The organism is Streptomyces griseus, assembly GCF_001715295.1.
Classification (GTDB): Bacteria; Actinomycetota; Actinomycetes; order Streptomycetales; family Streptomycetaceae; genus Streptomyces; species Streptomyces griseus_G.
On sequence record NZ_MDKB01000002.1, the window covers coordinates 1027749 to 1046554 of the forward strand.

General features: G+C 72.7%; 15 protein-coding genes. 4 read left to right on the forward strand and 11 right to left on the reverse strand.

Annotated elements, in window-relative coordinates; all coding sequences use genetic code 11:
- Positions 1-136: 136 nt before the first annotated feature.
- The 6 genes from BA175_RS11060 to glmS all read right to left on the reverse strand — a co-directional run bounded on the left by BA175_RS11060 (position 137) and on the right by glmS (position 6857).
- Positions 137-1345 carry an alpha/beta fold hydrolase gene (locus BA175_RS11060; RefSeq protein WP_069171136.1) on the reverse strand — a complete coding sequence of 403 codons (1209 nt, stop codon included), beginning with the start codon at positions 1343-1345 and terminating at the stop codon, positions 137-139.
- 176 nt (positions 1346-1521) lie between these two features.
- Complete coding sequence (alr, locus tag BA175_RS11065; RefSeq protein ID WP_069171137.1) at positions 1522-2694, reverse strand: alanine racemase; 1173 nt, start codon at positions 2692-2694, stop codon at positions 1522-1524.
- Between the two features lie 59 nt (positions 2695-2753).
- On the reverse strand, positions 2754-3140 hold the full coding sequence (locus BA175_RS11070; protein WP_069172053.1) for a DUF488 domain-containing protein: 387 nt from the start codon (positions 3138-3140) through the stop codon (positions 2754-2756).
- A gap of 37 nt (positions 3141-3177) precedes the next feature.
- A complete protein-coding gene (locus BA175_RS11075; protein WP_069171138.1) occupies positions 3178-4623 on the reverse strand; it encodes a bifunctional ADP-dependent NAD(P)H-hydrate dehydratase/NAD(P)H-hydrate epimerase in 1446 nt (481 codons plus the stop codon).
- 4 nt (positions 4624-4627) lie between these two features.
- Complete coding sequence (locus tag BA175_RS11080; protein WP_069171139.1) at positions 4628-4996, reverse strand: holo-ACP synthase; 369 nt, start codon at positions 4994-4996, stop codon at positions 4628-4630.
- Positions 4997-5009: 13 nt separating this feature from the next.
- Positions 5010-6857: a glutamine--fructose-6-phosphate transaminase (isomerizing) gene (glmS, locus tag BA175_RS11085; RefSeq protein ID WP_069171140.1), complete on the reverse strand. Its 1848-nt coding sequence runs from the start codon at positions 6855-6857 to the stop codon at positions 5010-5012.
- Positions 6858-7306: 449 nt separating this feature from the next.
- Between glmS and coaA the strand changes: the two genes are divergently transcribed.
- Both coaA and BA175_RS11095 read left to right on the forward strand, forming a co-directional pair.
- The gene (gene coaA / locus BA175_RS11090; protein ID WP_069171141.1) at positions 7307-8299 is read left to right on the forward strand and encodes a type I pantothenate kinase; all 993 of its coding nucleotides are present in this window, start codon (positions 7307-7309) and stop codon (positions 8297-8299) included.
- Positions 8300-8317: 18 nt separating this feature from the next.
- Positions 8318-9277: a DUF389 domain-containing protein gene (locus tag BA175_RS11095; RefSeq protein ID WP_069171142.1), complete on the forward strand. Its 960-nt coding sequence runs from the start codon at positions 8318-8320 to the stop codon at positions 9275-9277.
- 7 nt (positions 9278-9284) lie between these two features.
- Here BA175_RS11095 and glmM read toward each other — a convergent pair whose 3' ends face one another.
- From glmM to BA175_RS11115, 4 genes are all read right to left on the reverse strand, one after another.
- Positions 9285-10643 carry a phosphoglucosamine mutase gene (gene glmM, locus BA175_RS11100; protein WP_069171143.1) on the reverse strand — a complete coding sequence of 453 codons (1359 nt, stop codon included), beginning with the start codon at positions 10641-10643 and terminating at the stop codon, positions 9285-9287.
- A 212-nt stretch (positions 10644-10855) separates the two neighbouring features.
- Entirely contained in the window at positions 10856-11383 is a 528-nt protein-coding gene (gene rpsI, locus BA175_RS11105; protein WP_069171144.1) for a 30S ribosomal protein S9, read from the reverse strand.
- 45 nt (positions 11384-11428) lie between these two features.
- Complete coding sequence (rplM, locus tag BA175_RS11110) at positions 11429-11872, reverse strand: 50S ribosomal protein L13 (protein WP_030914195.1); 444 nt, start codon at positions 11870-11872, stop codon at positions 11429-11431.
- Positions 11873-12097: 225 nt separating this feature from the next.
- Positions 12098-13750: an ATP-binding cassette domain-containing protein gene (locus BA175_RS11115; RefSeq protein ID WP_069172054.1), complete on the reverse strand. Its 1653-nt coding sequence runs from the start codon at positions 13748-13750 to the stop codon at positions 12098-12100.
- A gap of 67 nt (positions 13751-13817) precedes the next feature.
- Between BA175_RS11115 and BA175_RS11120 the strand changes: the two genes are divergently transcribed.
- Positions 13818-14666 carry a hypothetical protein gene (locus BA175_RS11120; protein WP_069171145.1) on the forward strand — a complete coding sequence of 283 codons (849 nt, stop codon included), beginning with the start codon at positions 13818-13820 and terminating at the stop codon, positions 14664-14666.
- Between the two features lie 90 nt (positions 14667-14756).
- Positions 14757-17861 (forward strand): glycosyltransferase, encoded by a 3105-nt coding sequence (locus BA175_RS11125; RefSeq protein ID WP_139131383.1) that lies wholly within the window; start codon positions 14757-14759, stop codon positions 17859-17861.
- A gap of 27 nt (positions 17862-17888) precedes the next feature.
- Here the strand turns inward: BA175_RS11125 and truA are convergent, their stop codons facing one another.
- A complete protein-coding gene (truA, locus tag BA175_RS11130) occupies positions 17889-18743 on the reverse strand; it encodes a tRNA pseudouridine(38-40) synthase TruA (RefSeq protein WP_069171147.1) in 855 nt (284 codons plus the stop codon).
- Positions 18744-18806: the final 63 nt, after the last annotated feature.

Below are 18806 nucleotides of genomic sequence, written 5' to 3' on the forward strand. Positions count from 1 at the left end.
GGCCTCGCCCCCGGCGGGTGCCGGGCCGTCGGGAGGTCAGGACGTCCGGGGCGTGCCGGACGCAGGTCCCGGCGGCGTCCGGTGCGTGCCCCGCAGGGCGTGGGGCCACCCCAGGCTCCCCCTGACGAGCCCCGCCTCAGGCCGGCACGGCGCCGATCCGTACCAGCAGGTCCGCGAGCCGGTCGGTGACCGTCTCGGGGTGCTCCAGCATCACCAGGTGACCGGCGTCCGGCACGATGACCAGCTCCGCGTCCGGGAGTTCGTCCGCGATGGCCTCGCTGTGCGAACTGGGCGTCACCAGGTCCTTGTCGCCCGCCAGGATGAGGACGGGGATCTCCCGGAAGGCCGGCAGCGCCCCGCTCTTGTCGTGCTCGGTGAAGGCCGGGTAGAACTCGGCGACCACGTCGATCGGCGTCGACTCGATGAGCCGCTCCGCGAACCGGGCGACCGCCGGGTCCACGTCCCGCGAACCGAAGGAGTACCGCTTGATCAGCCCGGCGAACAGGTCGGCGGTCGCCCGCCGCCCGCGTTCCACCAGCTCCGCCTGCGAGCCGAGCGCCTTCAGCACACCGGGCAGCACCCGGCGGACCGCGTTGACGCCGGCCACCGGCAGCCCGAAGTTCACCTCGCCGAGCTTCCCGCTCGACGTCCCGACGAAGGCGACGGCGGCGACCCGGTCGCGGATCAGCTCCGGGTAGCGGTCGGCGAGGGCCATGATCGTCATGCCGCCCATCGAGTGCCCCACGAGCACCAGCGGCCCGTCGGGGGCCGCCGCGTCGATGACCGTCTTCAGGTCGCGGCCGAGCTGGTCGATGCCGATGGGCACGCCCTCGGCCTGCGCCCTGCCCCGCCCGGAGCGGCCGTGGCTGCGCTGGTCCCAGTGGACCGTGCGGACCAGACCGCGTAGCGCCGCCCGCTGGAAGTGCCAGGAGTCCTGGCCGAGGCAGTAACCGTGGCTGAAGACCACGGTCACGGGCGTCGGTGCCTTGTGGCCGAAGAGCCTGCGCCTGCGCGGGCCGGAGCCCGCCGTGGCCCGCCCTTCGCGCCCGCCCGCCGCACCGTCGGCCTCGACCTCTTCGACCTCGTAGTACAGCTCGGTGCCGTCGTCGGCCACCGCCCGGCCGGGCAGTCCGCGCAGCGCCCCGTACGGGCCGGCGGCGTCCAGGGCCAGGCGGGCCCTCTTGCGCATGCCACGCCCCACCGTGAGCCGCTCGACGGCGACCCCGGCCGCCGCACCGGCGGCGACGACACCTATCGCCGCCCCGGCGAGGCCCGCCCGCCGCCAGCCGGCCGTGGCGGCGGCCGCCGTCGCCGCGGCCACGTCCCCCGCGCTGGTCTCACTCACCTGCCGTGCTCCCTCGTCTTCGTCGCCCCGGCCTGCCGCTCGTCCGGCTTCTCCGGGCCGTGCGCCTGGGGCGTGTTCCGCGAAGCGCCGTCCGTCCGGAGGGCGGACCCGGCGGCACGCCACGGCGCGTGGGCGAGCCGGCCGTCGCCGGGCGGACCGGGCTTCCGGAACACGGCCTAACCCCGGCCGTCGCCCGCGTGCGGCGTGCCGCCCTCGTCGACGTAGACGCGGGGGACCCGCCCGCCGATGCGCGTGACGATCTCGTAGGCGATCGTGTCCGCCGCCACCGCCCAGTCCTCGGCGCTCGGCTCGCCCCGGTCCCCGGGCCCGAACAGCACCGCCTCGGCCCCCGGCGCCGAGGTGTCGCCCTCGAGGTCGACCACGAACTGGTCCATCGCCACACGGCCCGCCACGGTCCGCCGCCGCCCCGCGACGAGGACGGGACCCCGGCCCGAGGCATGGCGCGGGACGCCGTCCGCGTAGCCGACGGGCACCAGCGCGAGGGTCGTCTCGGCCGACGTCGTGTAGTGGTGCCCGTAGCTGATGCCGTGCCCCGGCGGCACCTGCTTGACCAGGGCCACGGAGGCGGCGAGCGTCATGACGGGGCGCAGCCCGAAGTCGGCCGGCGTGCCCAGTTCGGGGCTGGGCGAGATGCCGTACATCGCGATCCCGGTGCGTACGAGGTCGAAATGGGACTCCGGGAGCGTGAGGGTCGCCGGGGAGTTGGCCATGTGCCGCACCTCGGGCCGCACGCCCTCCTTCTCGGCGTACGCCACCATGTCGCGGAAGACGTTCAGCTGGGGGGTGATCGAGGGGTGGCCCGGCTCGTCGGCGCAGGCGAAGTGGGACCAGAGGCCCGTGACGCGCAGGAGACCCTCGTCCTCGGCGGCGCGGGCGGCGGAGACCAGCTCCGGCCAGTCGGCGGGCTGGCAGCCGTTGCGCCCCAGCCCCGTGTCGGCCTTGAGCTGGACCCGGGCCGGGACGCCGGCCTCCGTGGCGGCGGCGGCGACTTCCCCGAGCGCCCACATCCCGCTGACCGACACGTCGATACCGGCCTCGATCGCCTCGCGCCAGGGGCCGCCCGGCGTCCAGAGCCAGCACATCACCCGGCCCCCGAGCCCGGCCGCGCGCAGGGCGAGCGCCTCCTGCGGTGTGGCGGTTCCCAGCCACGTCGCGCCCGCCTCCAGCGCGGCCTCGGCGCAGCGCACCGCGCCGTGGCCGTAGGCGTCGGACTTCACCACCGCCATGAGCTCCGCCCCGGACGCCCGCGCGCGCAGGGCGCGCACATTGGCGCGCAACGCGGCGAGGTCGATCTCGGCACGGGCTCTCGTGGTCGCTGTCTCGTTCATCGCGTCCAGTCTCTCAGAGCCGTACGCCGGTGCCCCCGACGTCCCGGCCCGAGAGGCGGTCACCGATGTCCGAGCGCGTGCTCCACATGGTCGACCAGGACGGGGACGTGGCTGGACTCCACGTCCTTCACCGCGGTGACCAGGGTGACCGGGCCGCCCTCGCGGACCAGCGCGACGAGGTCGCCGACGGCCGGGGCGTGGGCGGGGTCACCGAGCTCGGTGCGGTAGCGGTCCACGAAGTCGTCGTAGCGCGAACCGGTGCGGTCCTCGTGGTACCAGGAGCGGAGTTCCTTCGAGGGCGTCACCTCCTTGGCCCACACGTCGACGGCGGCGTGTTCCTTGGTGATGCCCCGCGGCCAGAGCCGGTCGACGAGGACCCGGGTCCCGTCGTCGTCCGTCGGCGGGTCGTACACCCGCCGTACGCGTACCGTCGTCCCGTCGCCCACACCGATCACCGTCCCGTTCGGGTCCCTCCAGCGTCGCTCAGGCCCGTACGTCCCGCCAGGCCGCCGGGATCGCGTCCGCGACGTCCTGCGCCGCGACCGGCGCGCCGTCCGCCGTCCTGCGGGCGGCGAGCCCGTGCAGGTAGGCGCCCACCGAGGCGGCGTCACGCGGGGTGAGGCCGGCGGCGAGCAGGGAGCCCGTCAGCCCGGAGAGCACGTCGCCGCTGCCGGCGGTGGCCAGCCAGGCCGTGCCCGTCGGATTGACCCGTACGGGCGCGTCCCCGTCCTCCGCGACCAGGGTCGTCGAGCCCTTGAGCAGCACCGTCGCGCGGTAGCGGGAGGCCAGTTCGCGCACGGCGGCGAGCCGCCCCGCCTCGACCTCCTCACGCGGGACGCCGAGCAGCGCGGCGGCCTCCCCGGCGTGCGGGGTGAGCACCGTGGGCGCGGTGCGCGCCCGTACGGCTCCGGCGTCCATGAGCCGCAGCCCGTCGGCGTCGACCAGGACGGGGACGTCGGCGGCGAGCACGTCGGAGACGGCGGCTCCGGCCTGCGTGCCGTCACCGATCCCCGGTCCGACCACCCAGGCCTGCACCCGCCCGGCCTGCGACGGCGGGCCGGGGTGCACGAGGGTCTCCGGGAAGCGGGCGATCACCGCGTCCGCCCCGGGGCCCGCGTACCGCACGGCTCCCGCGCCGCCGCGCAGCGCGCCGGCGACCGCGAGGACCGCAGCCCCCGGGTACCGCTGGGAGCCGGCGGCCACCCCGACCACGCCGCGCCGGTACTTGTCGCTCTCGCCGGCCGGCCGGGGCAGGAGGCCGGCGACGTCCGCGTACTGGAGGGCCTCCAGGTCGGGGCGCGCGGGCAGTTCGGGTCCCAGGCCGATGTCGACGAGGCGCAGGGCGCCCGCGTACTCGGCCGCCGGGTCGACGAGCAGGGCGGGCTTGTACGTGCCGAAGGTGACGGTCGCGTCCGCCCGTACGGCCGCGCCCTGCACCTGGCCGGTGTCCGCGTCGACACCGCTCGGCAGGTCGACGGCGAGGACGGGCGCGTGGCCGCGGGTGACCGTCCGCACCAGTTCCTCGGCATCGGGGCGCAGGCCGCCGCGTCCGCCGATGCCGAGGATGCCGTCGACGACGAGGTCGACCGGGCCGCATCCGCCGGGGTCGTCGAGGACCCGGCCGCCCGCCGCCAGGAGCGCGGCCAGCCCGGCCCGGTGGACCTTGTCCGCCGAGGTCAGCAGAGCACGGACACCGGCCCCGCGCCGGGCCAGCCGGGCCCCGGCGTACAGGGCGTCGCCGCCGTTGTCGCCGCTGCCGACGAGGAGGAGGACCCGGGAGCCGTACACCCGGCCGTTGCGCCGGAGCAGGTCTCCGCAGGCAACCGCCAGGCCGGCGGCGGCGCGCTGCATGAGGGCGCCGTCCGGCAGCCGTGCCATCAGGGCCTGTTCGGCGGCCCGTACGGTCTGAACGCTGTACGCATGTCGCATGTGCTCAACCCTCCGCGATCACCACGGCGGACGCCACCCCCGCGTCGTGGCTGAGGGATACGTGCCAGGTGCGTACGCCGAGTTCGTCCGCCCGTGCCGCGACGGTCCCCCGGACCTCCAGCCTCGGCTGCCCGCTGTCCTCGACGCACACCTCGGCATCCGTCCAGAGCAGCCCGCCCGGGGCGCCGAGCGCCTTGGCCAGGGCCTCCTTCGCCGCGAACCGGGCCGCCAGCGAGGCGATCCCCCGCCGCTCCCCGCCGGGCAGCAGCAACTCCCGTTCCCGGAAGAGCCGATCGGCCAGCTGGGGCGTGCGCTCCAGCGCCGCGCCGAAGCGTTCGATCTCCGCCACATCGATCCCGACCCCAATGATCACGCGCTCAACTCACTCACTCGACTGTCACGGACTTCGCCAGGTTGCGCGGCTGGTCCACCTCGTTGCCCCGGGCGGTCGCCAGTTCGCAGGCGAAGACCTGCAACGGCACGGTGGCGACCAGCGGCTGAAGCAGCGTAGGCGTGACGGGGATCCGGATGAGGTGGTCGGCGTACGGGACGACCGCCTCGTCGCCCTCCTCGGCGATGACCACGGTACGCGCGCCACGCGCCCGGATCTCCTGGATGTTGGACACGATCTTGCCGTGGAGCACCGAACGGCCGCGGGGGGACGGCACGATCACGACGACCGGCAGCCCGTCGTCGAGGAGCGCGATCGGCCCGTGCTTGAGCTCCCCGGCGGCGAAGCCCTCGGCGTGCATGTACGCGAGCTCCTTGAGCTTCAACGCGCCCTCCAGGGCCACCGGGTAGCCGACGTGCCGGCCCACGAAGAGCACGGTGCCGCGGTCGGCGAGGGAGCGCGCCAGCTCCCGTACCGGCTCCATGGTCCCGAGCACCCGTTCGACCGCGCCGGACATCTCGGAGAGCTGGCGCACGACGGTGCGGATCTCGTCGCCCCACTTGGTGCCGCGCACCTGTCCGAGGTACAGGGCGACGAGGTAGCAGGCGACGAGTTGCGTCAGGAACGCCTTGGTGGAGGCGACGGCGACCTCGGGTCCGGCGTGCGTGTAGAGGACGGCGTCCGACTCCCTCGGGATCGTCGAGCCGTTCGCGTTGCAGATGGCGAGGACCTTCGCACCCTGTTCGCGGGCGTGCCGTACCGCCATCAGCGTGTCCATCGTCTCGCCGGACTGCGAGATCGCGACGACGAGGGTGCGCCGGCCCAGGATCGGGTCGCGGTAGCGGAACTCGCTGGCCAGCTCGGTCTCGCAGGGCAGCCTGGTCCAGTGCTCGATGGCGTACTTGGCGATCATCCCGGCATGGAACGCCGTTCCGCAGGCGACGACCACGACCTTGTCGACCTCGCGGAGCACCCCGGGCGGGATGCGCACCTCGTCCAGCCGCAGCACCCCCTCCGCGTCGATCCGCCCGAGGAGCGTGTCGGCGACGGCCTTCGGCTGGTCGGCGATCTCCTTGAGCATGAAGGAGGCGTAGCCGCCCTTCTCGGCGGCGGACGCGTCCCAGTCGACGTGGTACTCGCGCACCTCGGCCGCCCGCCCGTCGAACCCGGTGACGGTGACCCCGTCGCGGCGCAGCTCCACCACCTGGTCCTGGCCGAGCTCGATCGCGTCCCGGGTGTGGGCGATGAAGGCGGCCACGTCGGAGGCGAGGAACATCTCCCCGTCCCCCACGCCCACCACGAGCGGCGAGTTCCGCCGCGCCCCGACGACCACGTCGGGCTCGTCCGCGACGACGGCGACCAGGGTGAACGCCCCCTCCAGCCGGCGGCACACCTGCCGCATCGCCTCGGCCGGGTCCCCGCCGGAGGAGTACGCCTCCGCCAGCAGATGGGCCACGACCTCGGTGTCGGTCTCCGACGCGAGGTCGTGGCCGCGCCCGGCGAGTTCCTCGCGCAGTGCGGCGAAGTTCTCGATGATCCCGTTGTGCACGACGGCGACCCGGCCCGCGTTGTCGAGGTGCGGGTGCGCGTTGCCGTCGGTGGGTCCGCCGTGCGTGGCCCAGCGGGTGTGCCCGAGGCCGGTGTTTCCCCCCGGCAGCGGCCGGTTCTTGAGCTCCTTCTCCAGGTTGAGCAGTTTGCCCGCCTTCTTGGCCGTGGCGAGCCCGCCGTCGGCGAGGACGGCGATCCCGGCGGAGTCGTAGCCCCGGTACTCCAGCCGCTTGAGCCCCGCCACGACCACGTCCTGCGCCGGTTGCGTCCCGACGTAACCCACGATCCCGCACATGTCGTCCCCTTCGCGCCGATCTGTCCCGTTTCGTCGCATCGTCGCAGCAAGCGGGCGCGGAGGGCAGGATTCACCACACCGGCGCAGCTCCAGCGCTACGCCGTCAACACCCCCAGCACCGCGTTCAACGGCCCGGGATCACCGAGACGGACAACGGCAACGGCGACGAACCGCCACCCTGCGCCGCTCTCGACCGCTGACATCGCCGTCAGCGTTGCCGTCGACACGCGAGAAGCCCCACCGGAAGGACTCTCCGGTGGGGCTTCTGCTCATTCATCCAGAAATACATCTTCAACCGTGCTGTAACCGGCCGGAGGTGGGTGATCATGGTCGCCCCGTAGCGCCCGCCCCGGTGCGGCCCCGTCCTCGGGGTCTCGGCAACGGGCTCGCGGTCCCCACGTGACCGAGCCCACCCCCCGCTGCGACGGAACTCCCGCGACAATGAGCAGGTGATCACTTCGCCCGCACGGAGTCCCCGTCGCACCGAGCACGCGCCGACGCCCTACGTCGACCTGTCCCGGGCGGAGTGGAGCGCCCTGCGCGACAAGACCCCGCTGCCGCTGAGCGCCGAGGAGGTCGAGCAGCTGAGAGGGCTCGGTGACGTCATCGACCTCGACGAGGTCCGGGACGTCTACCTGCCGCTCTCCCGTCTTCTCAACCTGTACGTCCAGGCCACCTCCGGCCTGCGCGGCGCCCTGAACACCTTCCTCGGTGACGCCGGCAACGGCCACGGCGAGCAGCGCGGGACCCCGTTCGTCATAGGGGTGGCCGGCAGTGTCGCCGTCGGCAAGTCCACCAGCGCCCGCATCCTGCAGGCCCTGCTGGCCCGCTGGCCCGAGCACCCCCGGGTGGAGCTGGTGACCACGGACGGGTTCCTGCTGCCGATGAAGGAGCTCGAGGCGCGCGGGCTGATGTCGCGCAAGGGATTCCCCGAGTCGTACGACCGGCGGGCGCTGACCCGGTTCGTCGCCGACATCAAGGCCGGCAAGGACGAGGTCACGGCGCCCGTCTACTCCCACCTGATCTACGACATCGTCCCGGGCGAACGGCTCACCGTGCGCCGCCCCGACATCCTGATCGTCGAGGGGCTGAACGTGCTGCAGCCCGCGCTGCCCGGGAAGGACGGCCGGACCCGGGTCGGACTCGCGGACTACTTCGACTTCAGTGTGTACGTGGACGCGCGCCCCGAGGACATCGAGACCTGGTACCTGCACCGCTTCCGCCGGCTGCGCGAGACGGCGTTCCAGGACCCGTCCTCGTACTTCCGGAAGTACACCCAGGTCTCGGAGGAGGAGGCGCTGGACTACGCGCGCACGATGTGGCGGACCGTCAACAAGCCCAATCTGCTGGAGAACGTGGCTCCCACCCGGGGCCGTGCCACTCTGGTGCTCCGCAAGGGGGCCGACCACAAGGTCCGGCGTCTGTCCTTGCGCAAACTCTGAGTCCCGGGAGTTCCCTCCGTGCTGCATCTGCGCCTCATCGTGCCCGCCGACCGTACCGACGAGGTCGTGACGCTGGTGGAGGACACCGTCGGCACCACCCACGTCGTGGTGCTGCCCGGTGCCGCCCGTTCCCCCGCGGGTGACGTGGTCCTGTGCGACGTGGCGCGGGAGGCGGGCGACGAGCTGATCGGCGCGCTCCGGGAGCTGGGGATCGACAGGACCGGCTCGATCACCGCGGAGAACATGGACCTCACGCTCTCCGAGCACGCCGACGAGGCGGAGCGGCAGGCACCGGGCGAGGGCGCGGACGCGGTGCTCTGGGAAGAGCTGACCGAGGTGACGCACGAGGAGTCGACGTTCAGCGCCACCTACGTGGCGTTCCTCGCCGTCGCGACGATGCTCGCCGCCTGCGGTGTGATGCTCGACAACGCCATCCTGATCGTGGGCGCGATGGCCGTGGGTCCGGAGTTCGGTCCCCTGGCCGGGATCTCGACGGCGCTGGTGCAACGCGCCCCACGCCTGGTCGGGCGGTCGCTGTGGGCACTGATCGGCGGCTTCGCGGCGGCGATGGTGCTGACGGCGGGGTTCTCCTGGCTGATGGACGGCTTCGGGCTGTTCAACGCGGGCATGGTCACGGCGGACCGGCCCAACACCGGCTTCATCTGGCATCCGGACTGGATGTCGTTCGTGGTGGCGCTCCTGGCGGGCGTCGCGGGCACGCTGTCGCTGACCTCGGCGAAGTCGGGGGCGCTGATCGGCGTGGCCATCTCGGTGACGACGGTGCCCGCCGCCGCCAACGCCGCGGTCGCCTTCAGCTACCAGGACCTCCAGCAGACCTGGGGCTCGTCGGCGCAGCTGCTGGCCAACCTGGCCGGCATCGTCGTGGCGGGGACGGTGACGCTGCTGGTCCAGAAGGCGCTGTGGAGGGTGACACGCCGTACGGCCCCGACCGTCAGGCCGGGGCCGCAGGGGAGCTGAGGAGGCGTCAGCCGAGGGCGGACTTCACGACGTCGGCCAGCTGTCCGGCCACCGCACGGGCCTGCTCGATGTCGGCGGCCTCGACCATGACCCGGACCAGCGGCTCGGTGCCGGACTTGCGCAGCAGTACGCGGCCGGTGTCGCCCAGGTCGCGTTCGGCCGCGGCGACGGCGGTGGCCAGCTCGGGCGAGGTGTCCACGCGGGACTTGTCGACGTCCGGGACGTTGACGAGGACCTGCGGGAGGCGCTGCATCACCCCGGCCAGGTCGGCGAGCGTACGGCCGGTGGCGGCGACGCGGGCGGCGAGCATCAGGCCGGTCAGCGTGCCGTCCCCGGTGGTGGCGTGGTCCAGCACGATGACGTGCCCGGACTGTTCGCCGCCGAGCGCGAAGCCCTCGGCCTTCATCGACTCCAGGACGTAGCGGTCACCGACGGCGGTCTGGACGAGGTTGATGCCTTCCCGCTCCATCGCCATCTTGAAGCCGAGGTTCGACATGACGGTGCCGACGACGGTGTCCTTGCGCAGGTGGCCGGCCTCGCGCATGGCGAGGGCGAGCACGGCCAGGATCTGGTCGCCGTCGACCTCCTCGCCCCGCGCGTCCACGGCCAGGCAGCGGTCGGCGTCGCCGTCGTGCGCGATGCCGAGGTCGGCGCCGTGCTCGACCACGGCGGTCCGCAGCAGCGCCAGGTGGGTGGAGCCGCAGCCCTCGTTGATGTTCAGGCCGTCCGGCTCGGCGCCGATGGTGACGACCTCGGCCCCGGCCCGGGCGAACGCCTCGGGCGAGACCCGGGCAGCCGCGCCGTGCGCCTCGTCGAGGACGACCTTCAGACCGTCGAGCCGGTTGGGGAGTACGCCGATCAGGTGGGCGACGTACCGGTCGAAGCCCTCCGTGTAGTCGGTGACCCGGCCCACGCCGCCGCCGGTCGGGCGGGCCCAGGGCTCGCCCGTGCGGTGCTGCTCGTAGACCGTCTCGATGCGGTCCTCCAGCTCGTCGGCGAGCTTGTGGCCACCGCGGGCGAAGAACTTGATGCCGTTGTCCGGCATGGCGTTGTGGCTGGCGGAGAGCATGACACCGATGTCGGCGCCGAGCGATCCGGTGAGGTACGCCACCGCGGGGGTCGGCAGCACGCCGACCCGCAGCACGTCGACGCCGGCGCTGGCCAGGCCCGCCACGACGGCGGCTTCCAGGAACTCCCCGGACGCGCGGGGGTCGCGGCCCACCACCGCTGTCGGCCGGTGCCCTTCGAAGGTTCCCGCCTCGGCCAGTACGTGCGCCGCCGCGACCGAGAGCCCGAGCGCGAGCTCGGCCGTCAAGTCCGCGTTGGCGACACCGCGCACGCCGTCCGTGCCGAAGAGTCGTCCCACTGGTGTCCTCCGATGGTGCTCCGAAACCACAAAACCAAAGCAAGCAGAACAGGGCACGGCAAGGCGAAACGCAGCAGCGTGAGATGCGTTCCAGGCCACCGGCCCGATAAACGTCTTAAGCCGTTATACGCCCGCGAGGCCTGATAAACGAACGCCCCAGCGGCACGAGGTGTGCCGCCGGGGCGAACGTGTGACGCGGACGAGCAGGCGATTTAGCGCTTGCTGTACTGCGGGGCCTTACGGGCCTTCTTGAGACCGGCCTTCTTGCGCTCGACCGCACGGTCGTCGCGGGAGAGGAAGCCGGCCTTCTTCAGCGTGGCGCGGTTGTTGTCCACGTCCGCCTCGTTCAGCGCGCGGGCCACACCGAGGCGCAGGGCACCGGCCTGACCGGAGACGCCGCCACCCGAGATGCGGGCGATGACGTCGTAGCGGCCGTCGAGCTCGAGCACCTTGAAGGGCTCGTTGACTTCCTGCTGGTGCACCTTGTTGGGGAAGTAGTCCTCGAGGGTGCGACCGTTGATCTTCCACTTGCCGGAGCCCGGAACGATCCGGACGCGGGCGATGGCGTTCTTGCGACGGCCCAGGCCGGCGGCGGGCTGCGGGTCGCCGAAGCGGCCCGCGAGCGACTCGGAGGTGTACTCACCCTCGACGGGGACCTCCGACTCGAAGGTGGTCACCTCGGCGAAGGTCTCTTCGCCCTCGGTGCCCTCGACGGGGGACTCAACAGTGGTCTCGGCCACGATTCTCCTCAGATCTTTCTTTACGTCTTAGGGGGGAGGCCGGAACTACTGCGCGACCTGGGTGATCTCGAACGGGACCGGCTGCTGCGCAGCGTGCGGGTGCTGGTCGCCCGCGTAGACCTTGAGCTTCGAGAGCATCTGACGGCCCAGGGTGTTCTTGGGAATCATGCCCTTGATGGCCTTCTCGACGGCCTTCTCGGGGTTCTTCGAGAGGAGCTCGTCGTACCGCACGGAACGGAGACCGCCCGGGAAGCCCGAGTGGCGGTACGCCATCTTCTGGGTCTTCTTGTTACCGGAGAGGTGGACCTTCTCGGCGTTGATGATGATGACGAAGTCGCCCATGTCCATGTGGGGGGCGTAGATCGCCTTGTGCTTGCCGCGGAGGAGGTTCGCAGCCGTGGTGGCCAGACGGCCCAGGACGATGTCCTCGGCGTCGATGATGTGCCACTGGCGAGTGACATCGCCGGGCTTGGGGCTGTACGTACGCACTTCGTAGCCTTCGCTTCTTCAGTGGATGAGGTCCAGACACATGGCACCCCTGAAGCGATCATGCAGCTGGGGCTCACAATGCCGGGAACGGTGCCCGTATGCGAGCCACTGGTAACTGCTCCAGAGAACCTACGTAAGGCTCTTCGCGTGAAACGACGAGGCCCATACGTATAACAACGACCGACGATACCCGCCCCGCCCCGGACGGGTCAAAACGCGCCGGTCCTACCGCTCCCGCTCGACCCTCCGCTCGTCCCACACCGGCTCCGTGGTCTCCCGGACCACGCCGTCCGAACCGAAGACCAGGTAGCGGTCGAAGGACTTCGCGAACCAGCGGTCGTGGGTCACGGCCATGACCGTACCGTCGTACGCCTCCAGGCCGTCCTGCAGGGCCTCCGCGGACTCCAGGTCGAGGTTGTCCGTCGGCTCGTCGAGCAGCAGCGCGGTCGTGCCGGCCAGTTCCAGGAGCAGGATCTGGAAGCGCGCCTGCTGGCCGCCGGACAGCCTCTCGAAGGCCTGGTCCCCCTGCCGCTCCAGTTCGTACCGGCGCAGCACCGACATCGCGCCGCCCCGGTCCTTGGCGTGCTCCGCCCACAGGATCTCGACGAGCGTCCTGCCCAGCAGCTCCGGATGGGCGTGCGTCTGCGCGAAGTGCCCCGGCACCACGCGCGCGCCGAGCTTCCACTCACCGGTGTGCGCCACCGGCTCCCCCGCCAGCAGCCGCAGGAAATGGGACTTGCCCGACCCGTTGGAGCCGAGGACGGCTACCCGTTCCCCGTAGTAGATCTCCAGGTCGAACGGCTTCATCAGGCCGGTCAGCTCCAGATTCACGCAGGTCACCGCCCGTACGCCGGTGCGCCCGCCGCGCAGCCGCATCCTGATGTCCTGCTCGCGGGGCGGTTCGGGCGGCGGGCCCGCTTCCTCGAACTTCTTGAAGCGGGTCTGCATCGCGTGGTAGCGGTTCGCCATGTCGGGGCTGTTCGCCGCCTGCTGCCGCATGCGCAGGACCAGCGCCTTCAGCCGGGCGTGCTCCTCCTCCCAGCGCCGCAGCAGCTCCTCGAAGCGTGCGAACCGCTCCTTGCGCGCCTGGTGGTACGTGGCGAATCCACCGCCGTGCACCCAGACGTCCGAACCGGCCGGGCTCGGCTCCACGCTCACGATCTTCTCCGCGGCCCGGGAGAGCAGTTCCCGGTCGTGGGAGACGAAGAGCACCGTCTTCCGGGTCTCCTCGAGTTTCCGCTCCAGCCACCGCTTGCCGGGGACGTCCAGGTAGTTGTCCGGCTCGTCGAGCAGCAGCACCTCGTCGGGACCGCGCAGCAGCGCCTCCAGGACCAGCCGCTTCTGCTCGCCGCCGCTGAGCGTGCGCACCTCGCGCCACTGCGCCTTCTCGTACGGCATGCCGAGCGCGGCCATGGTGCAGATGTCCCACAGCGTCTCGGCCTCGTACCCCCGCGCCTCCGCCCAGTCGCTGAGCGCCTGCGCGTACGCCATCTGCGCGGCCTCCTCGTCGACGTCCCCCGCAGCCTGAGCGGCGTGGGAGGTGTCCCCGAGCATGCGCGCCTCCGCGGCGTCGACGGCCCGCGCCGCCTCCTTGATCCGGGGTTGCGCCACGGAGACCAGCAGGTCACGGACGGTCCGCTCGTCCCGTACGGAACCGACGAACTGGGCCATCACCCCGAGTCCGCCGCTCACCGAGACCGAGCCGCCGTGCGGCTGGATCTCCCCGGCGAGCAGCCTCAGCAATGTCGTCTTGCCCGCTCCGTTCGCCCCGACCAGGGCGACGACCGCCCCGTCCGCCACCCGGAACGAGGCATCGCCGAGCAGCACCCGCCCGTCCGGCAGGTAGTACTCCAGGTGGCCCGCTTCGAGATGTCCCATGCACAGCATTGTCACGGCCCGCGCACCCCTGACCCAACCGGTTTACCGTCGGTCTAGGATTCGCGGCATGAGCTTTGGGCAAGGGGGGCCCTCCTGGGGGCCCGGGGACAGCCGGACTCCGGACTGGGCGGCACTGGCCGAGGCGTCCGCGGCACGCAGCCGGCGGAAGAAGTGGCTGATGATCGGCGGGGGTGCGCTGGCCACCGCAGCGGTCGCGGCGATCGTCGCGACCGCCGTCATCACGACCGGCGGGGGGACCTCCGGCGCGGACAGCGGCGCGAGCGAGCTCCCCGCCCCCGTCGACCTGCCCTCGGACGGTGCGGCGCCGCAGCCGTCCTTCTCCTCGGTGGCCCCGCTGCCCCCGCCGGACCCGAAGGACTACATAGCCGACGCCCGCAAGGACAGGGCCCCGGTCACCGTCGACGCGTTCTTCCCCGGCAGGAAGCTCACGATGGGTGACCGTGTCTACGCCAAGGGCGCGACCGACTCCACGACCGGCTGCGCCGCCACGACCCAGGGGGCGCTCGGCTCGATCCTGGCCTCGAACGGCTGCGACCAGGTCATCCGGGCCACCTACAGCAGGGGTGGCGTCGCCGTCACCGTCGGGCTCGCCGTCTTCGGCACCGAGGCGGAGGCCAAGAAGGTGGCCGAGCAGGCGTCGGGCGGCATCGCCTCCCTGAGCGGCGGGGGTGTCCCCACCTTCTGCCGGGGCGGGTCCGTCTGCCGCCGTACCGCCAACTCCTACGGCCGTTATGCCTACTTCACCGTCGGCGGATTCACCAGCGGGAAGAACGTGTCCACGGCGGACGAGGCCGTGTACGCGGTCGGTGACGACCTGACCGACTTCACGTTCCGTCAGATACGCCACCGCGGCGAGGTCCAGGCATCGGCGGCCGCCGCGGCCCCCGCCGCCTGACCTCCGCCGCCGGAGACCATCGGCGCGTACCCGTACGGGGTGCGCGCCCCGCACACGCACGTACCGACGAACACGGAGTCTGGAGTGGGCATGGCAGTCAAGGTGACGGTGGTGGTCCCGACGTACAACTCGGGCGGCCACATCGAACCGCTGGTCCGCTCCATGCTGGCCCAGACGATGCCGGCGGACGAGTTCGAGGTGCTGTTCGTCGACGACGGCTCGACCGACGGGACCCCGGCACGGTTGCGCGCCCTGGCGGCCGAGCACGCGCACTTCCGGATGACGGAGATCCCGAACTCGGGATGGCCCGGCAAGCCGCGCAACGTCGGCGTGGAGCAGGCGCGCGGCGCCTACGTGCAGTTCGTCGACCACGACGACCGCATGGCCCCCGAGGCCCTGGAGCGCCTGCACGCGATGGCGCTGCGCAACGGCTCGGACATCGTCATCGGGAAGGTCGCGAGCAACTTCCTCAGCCGCGGAGTGCCCTACGGCCTGATGAGCACGACCCGCGAGAAGTGCACCGTCCACACGGCCTCGCTCGTCGACAGCCTCACCCCGCACAAGATGTTCCGCACCGCCTTCCTGCGCGAGCACGGCATCGTGCACCCGGAGGGCCCGTGGATCCTGGAGGACCAGCTCTTCCTGGTGCGCTCCTACCTCAAGGCCGAGGTCGTGTCCGTACTGGGCGACTACGTCTGCTACACGTACTGGGCGCGCGAGGACGAGGAGAACGCCGGTACCACGGCGATGGATCCGCGCCGCTACTACGCCAACCTGCGGGAGATCCTGGACACGGTGGTGGCGGGCACCGAGCCGGGCCCCGCGCGTGACCGGCTGCTGCGCCGCTTCTACCGCGTGGAGATGCTCAGCCGGCTGGGCGTGCCCGCACGCGGCGCCGCCATCGACCCGCGCTTCGACCGCGACCCGTTCGACGCGGTACGGGAGCTGGCCGACACCTTCATGACCGACGGCGTGCACGCCGGCCTGGCCGCCAACCAACGGGTCCGTTCGGACCTCCTGCGCGCGAACAGGCCCGCGGAGCTGACCGAGTACACCGAGCGGCAGACCGACCTGACGGCCCTCACCGCGGTCGCGGACGCCCGCTGGGACCGCGACCGGCTGAAGGTCGACTTCACGGCACGCTTCGCCGAACGACCTGGCGCAGCTGGCTTGTTGCTCGTCCGCCGCGGCGAACGGCTGTTCCTCGCTCCGCAGTTCACCGACGGCATCCTCGACGAACCGGTCGACGTGACGGACGAGCTGAAGTCGTTCCGGGTCAACGTCCTGCTCCGCGACACCCGGACGGCGCACCTGTGGCCCGTGCCCGCACCCACCACTCTCTCCCTGGAGGAAGAGGTGGCCGAGGACGGCACCGTACACGTACGGCCCGTGCTCACCGGCACCGCCGCGATCGACCCCGTACGCGGCGCGGGCGGAAGTCCGCTCGACGCCGGCACGTGGGACGTGCAGATCCGCGTGATGGGCGCGGGCTTCGACCGCAACGTCCCGCTCGGCAACACCACCCCGGACGGCGCCCCGCTGCCCGCCCCCGCCGTCACCGGCGGCCACCGCGCCGCCCCGGTCATGGCCGCACACGCCACCGGAGCGGGCACCGGACTCGCCCTCACGCTCACCCCCGCCCCGGAGGGCGGCGCGAAGGCCTCCCCACCGAAGGTCAGCGTCGTCGTCGCCACCGGCGGAGCCGCCTCCGAGGCCGTGCGCGCGACCCTGGACTCCGTGGCCGCCCAGACCCTGCCCGCGCAGGACATCGAGACCGTGCTGGTCGGCGACGGCGACGGCGCGGTGCGCCCCGAGGCCGGGACCGATCCCCGCAACTCCGGCATCGACGCCGCGCACGGCAGGTACGTCCTCTTCATGGAGCCGGGCGACCGCCTCGACCCCCGGGCGCTGGAGCGGATGTACGCCTACGGCATGGACAACGACACGGACGTCGTCGTCGGGAAGCTCGCCGCGAAGGACCGCGGCCTGCCGAAGGAACTGTTCGTACGCGACCGGCCCCGCGCCACGCTCGCCAAGGACCCGCTCGCCGACAGCCTCACCGCCGACAAACTCTTCGACCGGGCCTTCCTCCTCAGGCACGGGCTGCGCTTCCCTCCGCCGGGCCACCCGCTGGCGGCGCAGGCGTTCACCTCGGAGGCGTACCTGCGCGCCGGCCACGTCTCGGTGCTCGGCAGCCACGTCTGCTACCACTACGGCCCGAAGCGGGCCGTCCCCGAGCCGTCCCCCGCGGACTTCTACGCGGCGCTCGCCGGCCTGATGAAGAGGGCGGACAGCCTCTCCGGCCCCGGCGCCGCCCGCGACCGCCTGCACCGCCGCTGGCTCCGGGTCGAGGTGCTGGACCGGCTCACCGGCAAGACCTTCCTGGAGATGGCGCAGGAGGACCGGACCGCCCTCCTGCAGGAGATCCGCACCGCGGTGGCCGGCCACCCGTCCCGTGCCGCGGTCGACGGGCTGCCGCTCTCCCGCCGGATCGCGTTCGGCCTCGTCGAGGACGACCGGCCCGAGGACTTCGTCCGGCTGGCCCGCTGGGAGCACTCGCTCGCCTGCCGTACCACCCTGACCGGGCTGGACCGGCGGCAGGACGGCACGTTCCAGCTGTCCTTCACGGCCGCCCCGTACGCGGCCGACGGACCGGTCCGCGCGCTCACGGCTCAGGACGGCACCCACACCCTGGCACCGTCCGGGCTCCCGGAGGCCCTGTGCGAACGGTTCGCAGCCGAGTCGCTGACGGGCGGCGCCGTACCGGAGAAGGCGTCCGCCGTCCTCGTCCTGCGCGAGCGCTCCACCGGCGCCGAACACCGGCTGCCCACCCGGTGCGAGGTGCGCCGCACGGCGGACGGGGAGCTCGAGGTCACCGCCACCGCCGCGCTGGACCCGGCCACGGCCCACGGGGGCGCCGCGCTCACCGACGGCGCCTGGGACCTGTACGTCCGGCTCACCGCGCTCGGCTGGACGAAGACCGCCCGGCTGGGGCGCACCCGGGCTCCCGAGGTCGCCGAGGAACTCACGGCGGCCCCGCACCCCGCCGACGCCTCCCGCACCGTCACCCCGTACTGGACGAAGCCGCACCGCGACCTCTCCCTGCGGGTGGAGGCGGAGAAGCAGGCATCCACCCCCACACCCCGCAGAGCGGGGCTGCTGCGGCGGATGGTCCGCGCCGTCCGGGGCAGCTGACCCCGGCGGCGCCCGGCCGGCGGGGGGTCAGCAGCAGCCCGCCCCCGGCAACGACCTGACGTTCCTGGCCTCTTCGGCCCGGGCCGCGAGCAACGCGTCCGCCGGGTAGGCCACTTCCTCCAGCGTCAGCCCGTGCGGCCTGACCACATGCACTCCGGGGTCCCGCACACCGGCCGCCAGCACCTCGGCGGGCCAACGCGCGGAGCGCCGCCCGTCACCCACGAAGAGCGCCGCACCGATCAGGGCACGCACCATGTTGTGGCAGAAGGCGTCGGCCTGCACCGTCGCCGTCAGGACGCCGGTGTGCCCGTCCCGCACCCAGTGCAGCTTCTGCAGCGTACGGATGGTCGTGGCGCCCTCCCGCTTCTTGCAGTACGCCGCGAAGTCGTGCTCCCCCGTCATCAGGGCGGCGGCCTCGTTCATCGCGTCCACGTCCAGCGGGCGGTCGTGCCACAGCACGTGCCCCCGCAGCAGCGGATCCACCCCGCCCGGCCGGTCCCCCACCCGGTACGCGTAGCGGCGCCACAGCGCGGAGAAGCGCGCGTCGAACCCGGCGGGCGCCTCGGCCACCCGCCAGATCCGCACGTCCGGCGGCAGCCGCCCGGCCATCCGCCGCAGCAGCTTCTCCTCGTGCTCCGCCCACACCTGCGCCGGCAGGTCGACGTGCGCCACCTGTCCCCGCGCGTGCACCCCGGCGTCGGTCCGCCCGGCGACCGTCAGGCCGTACGTCACCGCCGAACGCGTCACCGTCCGCAGCGCGTCCTCGATCTCGCCCTGCACCGTCCGCCTGCTGGTCTGCTTCGCCCAGCCGGAGAAGTCCTTCCCGTCGTAGGAAAGGTCCAGCCGTACCCGTACGGAGCCGGGCTCTGCCACATCACTCACCCGCGTATCCTCTCAAAACCGAACGGGCCCGCACCGCCCCGAAGGGTGGTACGGGCCCGCAAC